This window comes from Mesorhizobium tianshanense, assembly GCF_007830515.1.
GTDB classification, from domain to species: Bacteria; Pseudomonadota; Alphaproteobacteria; order Rhizobiales; family Rhizobiaceae; genus Mesorhizobium; species Mesorhizobium tianshanense.
In genome coordinates, this window is sequence record NZ_VLKT01000125.1 from 1 (window position 1) to 4,977 (window position 4,977).

At 59.5% G+C, this 4,977-nt stretch carries 3 protein-coding genes and 1 pseudogene; 2 read left to right on the forward strand and 2 right to left on the reverse strand.

Annotation, left to right across the window (positions count from 1 at the left end; genetic code table 11):
• Positions 1-59 precede the first annotated feature (59 nt).
• Positions 60-812 (reverse strand): IS6 family transposase, encoded by a 753-nt coding sequence (locus tag IQ26_RS38565; protein ID WP_420846416.1) that lies wholly within the window; start codon positions 810-812, stop codon positions 60-62.
• A gap of 89 nt (positions 813-901) precedes the next feature.
• Between IQ26_RS38565 and istA the strand changes: the two genes are divergently transcribed.
• Positions 902-2,413, forward strand: a complete 1,512-nt coding sequence (gene istA, locus IQ26_RS38570) for an IS21 family transposase (protein ID WP_162458198.1) — start codon at positions 902-904, stop codon at positions 2,411-2,413.
• Positions 2,414-2,425: 12 nt separating this feature from the next.
• Positions 2,426-3,180, forward strand: a pseudogene (gene istB, locus IQ26_RS38575) (IS21-like element helper ATPase IstB).
• A gap of 506 nt (positions 3,181-3,686) precedes the next feature.
• Here the strand turns inward: istB and IQ26_RS38580 are convergent.
• Positions 3,687-4,977, reverse strand: a 1,291-nt coding sequence (locus IQ26_RS38580) for a thioesterase domain-containing protein (protein WP_240547476.1), incomplete at its 5' end; no start/stop codon positions are given.

The window sequence follows — 4,977 nt, forward strand, 5'->3', positions numbered from 1 at the left end:
GCCATCGGGTTCCGTTGCAAAGTTTTGTCTGGTCAGAGAATTTGCCAGAGTGGTGGCAATCATGCGGCAGCGAGGATTTCGAACTGCTCGGCGAGAGACGGGTTCGGATTGAAGGCGTACCGCGCCTGTCGTTTGCGCATCATGTGGACCATCTCGATGCCGGACAGGGTGACCGCGGCGGCGTGCGTCGATTTGAAACCGAGCATCGGCCGCACCCGGCGCTTGATGCGCCGATGGTCCTGCTCGATGCGGTTATTGAGGTATTGGCTTTGGCGGATGCGGATCGGCTTCGACCGGCGCCGGGAGCAATCCTGCAATCGACTTGTGGCATCGCAGGAAACGATGGCTTCCCGGTTGGTCTGACTGCCGTCGATGACGATGCGATCGGGACGGCCATGGCGTGCCAACGCTTTTGTGAGGAAACGCTTGGCGGCCGGCAAATCCCGGTATTCACTGAACCAGAACTCGACGGTGTCGCCGACGCTGTCGATGGCGCGATAGAGGTACATCCATCGCCCGCGCACCTTGATGTAGGTCTCGTCCGCATGCCATTTGCCGGTCACGGCGCGCTTGCGCCGGTTGAAGCGTTCCATCAGCAGCGGCGCGAAATGAACGACCCAGCGATGGATCGTTGAATGATCGACACTAATGCCACGCTCCGCCATCATTTCTCGAAGATCGCGTAGGCTCAGTCCGTAGGCCAGATTGCGGATTCCGACGTGAAGCCGGCCGCCATTCCGATCAAAGACCGGCCACCGTTCCGATTTGAAGCCGGCCACCATTCCAATCAAAAGCCGGCCAGTTTTCGGCACTGAAGATTACCTCCTGGGTCAGCAACTTTGGCATCAATCACCTCGCCACGAACGGGGACATTTTGATGCCGGCAAAGAGAAGGCTGACCATGAGACAATTGAGACAGATGCTGCGGCTTGCCGGAAGCGGGACGAGCTCCCGCGAGATTGCGGTCGTATTGGGGATAGCGCGCAGTACGGTGCAGGATAATTTGCAGCGTGCAGCCGCGGTTGGATTGAGCTGGCCCTTGCCGGGCGAGCTGACCGACGATGCGCTTGAGCACAAGCTCTTCAGTCGCAACGGCGTCAAACAGGGCACGCGACGACGCACGGAACCGAACTGGGCCGATCTTGCGGTCGAGCTCAAGAAGCCCGGCGTCACCTTGCTCATCCTGTGGGAGGAGTATCGAGGGTCGCATCCCGACGGTTATGGCTACAGTCGCTTTTGTGAACTTCTACGGGGATTTAAGCAGCGACTGTCACCGACGATGCGCCAGGAGCATGCGGCCGGCGACAAGGTCTTCGTGGATTATTCCGGCAAGAAGATTCCGATTGTCGATCGCAACACCGGTGAGATCCGCGAGGCGGAGATCTTCGTGGCGGTGCTGGGTGCGTCCAGCTACACCTTTGCCGAGGCCACCTGGACGCAAACGCTCCCCGACTGGATTGGCTCGCATGTCCGGATGTTTCGTTTTTTTCACGGCGTTCCCAGACTCGTCGTTCCCGACAATCTGAAGTCGGGCGTCAGTCGCGCCAGTTTCTACGATCCCGAGATCAACCGCAGCTACGGCATGATGGCTTCCCACTATGGCGTCGGCGTTCTTCCGGCACGGCCAAGAAAGCCTCGGGATAAATCGAAAGTGGAGAATGGAGTGCGTTTCGCCCAGTCCTGCATTCTGGGGCGCCTGCGCAACCAGACTTTCTTCTCGCTGGCTGAGGCCAATGCCGCCATTGCCCAGGCGCTCGATCGCATCAACGACCACGTCATGCGCCGGCTGGGCGTCAGTCGCCGGCAACTGTTTGAGAGCGTCGAGCGTGCTGCGCTCGCAAGCCTTCCGAGCGAAGACTACGAATTCGCCGAGTGGCGTTTGGCCCGCGTCTCGACGGATTATCATGTCGAGTTCAAGACCTTCTTTTATTCCGTGCCCCACAGCCTCATTCGTCAGCAGGTCGATCTGAGAGCAACGGCGCGCACCATCGAGATCTTCCACCGCGGCAAGCGCGTCGCGGTGCATCAGCGCCGCTATGGAGGTCCTCGCCATGGAACCGATCCGGATCACATGCCCAGTTCCCACCGGCGCTATGCCGAATGGACGCCGGAGCGCTTTCGGCGCTGGGCCACGTCGATCGGGCCGCAGACCGAAGGTCTGGTCATCGCAATTCTCGCCAGCCGTCCGCATCCCGAGCAGGGCTTTCGAACATGTCTGGGCATCCTACGTCTGTTTCGCGACATCGATCGCAATCGGGCCGAAGCCGTGTCAGCCCGCGCTGTCGAGATCGGTGGCCTGAACTGCAAGAGCATCGCTTCGCTCATCGCCAACCACAAAGCCGCTCGCCATTCCACCGAACCAACCGCCATCGTCGATCACGCCAATCTGCGTGGCCCTGATTACTTTCATTGAGGAGATCCACCCATGCTGATCAATCCCACCATCGACATGCTGCGAGAGCTCGGCCTTTACGGCATGGCAACCGCTTTCCAGGAACTCGATGCACAGTCCGAAGTGCGCGGCCTCGAGCACGGCGAATGGCTTGCCATGCTGCTCGAGCGCGAGGCTACCATGCGCCGCCAGAAGCGTTTCGAGGCTCGCGCCAGGGCTGCCAAGCTTCGCCATGACGCGCAGATCGAGAATGCCGACTTCCGCGCCGCACGCGGCCTCGACCGCAATTTGTTCATGGCGCTTGCCGGCTGCGGCTGGATCAGAAAGCATCACGGTCTTCTTGTCACCGGGCCAGCCGGCGTCGGCAAAAGCTGGCTTGCCTGCGCTCTTGGCCACCAGGCCTGCCGCGAAGACTTCTCAGTCGCCTACCACCGGCTTCCCCGGCTGTTCGCCGCCCTCGCGCTCGCAAGAGGCGACGGGCGATACGGCAGGATCCTCAAATCTCTTGCCAGGACCGACCTGCTGATCCTTGATGACTGGGGACCGGAAAACTCAATGACGACCAACGCCGCGATCTCCTGGAGATCATTGAGGATCGCTACGAACGACGCTCAACCATCGTCACAAGTCAGGTGCCCGTGGATCGCTGGTGGGAAATTATTGCAAACCCAACTTTGGCCGACGCCATCCTGGATCGCCTCGTTCACAACGCCTATCGCATCGATCTCACCGGTGAAAGCATGCGAAAACAGCGCCCGCCAATCGTCCCCGAAAACACCGAAGCTTGACCTGAAACAAAACCCAACCCAAACATCAACGAGACCCAGGATCAGTCCGAAAAACTGGCCGCCTTCAAATCGGAAGGGTGGCCGGAATGAAATCGGAATGACTGGCCGGCTTCAAATCGGAATCGGTGGCCGGCTTCATCGGAATACGCAGGCCAGATACCAGCGAATGCAAAGCAAGATCACAGATTGGTCGAAATGGCGGCCTTTGAACATCTCAACTCTCCGGGGAACACCGGAGCCCAATGCCATGCGCCTCGTTACCAAAAACTTTGCAACACATCCATGTGGATCGCTACTCCTTCATTGCAATGGACTTTCACCATCTACTCCTTGCCGGTCTCCCGGCGCACTCTTGTTCCGACCCCTGATCGGGACGCGGAAGCCATCGACGCGTGGCTGCGGGCTGCCACGCGGACTGACTTGAAGGCGCCGCATCCGGCCCAGCTTTCTTCGAGGCAGTTCGGGGGAGAGTTTTGGGCCAGAATCGACGTATTGTGGCGTCGCGACTAATCCGGCGCTTCCGCAATCTCAGTCTGGCGGTGGAGTCCGTTCGTTGATTTGGCGAAGGCCGTTGAAATGGCTCGAGCCAAAAGTTGGCAGTTTTCCGGGTTCCCCATCATGCTCTCGTGATCGCCTGGAACCGGCACGGCATGAATGGCCGCCGCATCCAAAACTAGGTTCCATCCCCGCATGGGCGAAGTTGCGTGTGGGTCTATGGAGTTCTTGGCTCGTTCCCCCTTGGGGAGGTCAGTTTCAGTGGCATAAAACTGATGTATTGCCACTGGCAACGATGGAGGTTCATACCCCTGCAGCGCTACGTGAAACCTAGCGATTTTTTCATAAATCACCGCATCGTCTTGGAGATCACGATTTGACGGGATCGCTCCGATTTGCTGCGCCTTTTCGAGCAGCTGGGCAATCGAGCTTTGTTCAGCGAAACGCTCGAGCTCTGCAAAGCGCTCGTCGTCCAAGGATTCGAGGCTTTCTAGAACCAGTTCGTTGGCGATTTGGTTGAGTGACATGGTCGAGCCATTTGCAGGTAGCGCAACATCGATGAAGGCCATGAACGAAACAGCTTCGCCTAACCTCAACAGGTGCCGCGCAATTGCGTAGGCCAATATTCCGCCTGAAGAATAGGCTGCGAGGCGATACGGCCCCGACGGCTGGATTTCTTTCATCACCCCGATCGCCTGCGAGGCCATTTCTTCAAGAGTTGGGAAACAAAATTCATTGAAATCCGGCCATGGTACCGCATAAACGGGACAGTCTATGTCCATTTCGCTTGCCAGCTTGACGGCGTAGGAACAATCGCCCATCCCTGTCGGAAGAAAAAAGAGCGGCGGTTGCGATCCCGTCGCACGAATGGGAATCACTCCTGGATTGCTCGGCTGTGGTCGCAAATTGAGCTTCGATGCCAGTTCCTTCAGAATGGGTGTCCGGAACAGATCGCTGGCGCTGAATTGCAGCCCAAGATTTGAGGCTCCACTCAGCAGCCGCACCGCCAGCAGCGAATGGCCGCCGAGCTCGAAGAAGTGGTCGTGGCGGCCGACCCGCTCGAGCCCCAGAAGCTCGGCCCAGATCGCGGCCAGCGCCGTCTCGACCTCGCCCTGCGGCGCTGCATAGGCGTTGCGCGCATAGGCGTCGTCTTGCGGCGCAGGCAGCGCCTTGCGGTCCAGCTTGCCGTTCGGCGTCAGCGGCAGCCCATCCAGGCGCACGAAGGCCGACGGCACCATGTAGTCGGGCAGCCGCGCGCCAAGATGCCCGCGCAACGCAGAGGCAAGCGCGCCCGCCTCTTCG

What these genes read in the sequence shown, in the direction of transcription:
- istA (WP_162458198.1), top strand. Translation starts at nt 902, where the DNA reads ATGAGACAATTGAGACAGATGCTGCGGCTTGCCGGAAGCGGGACGAGC.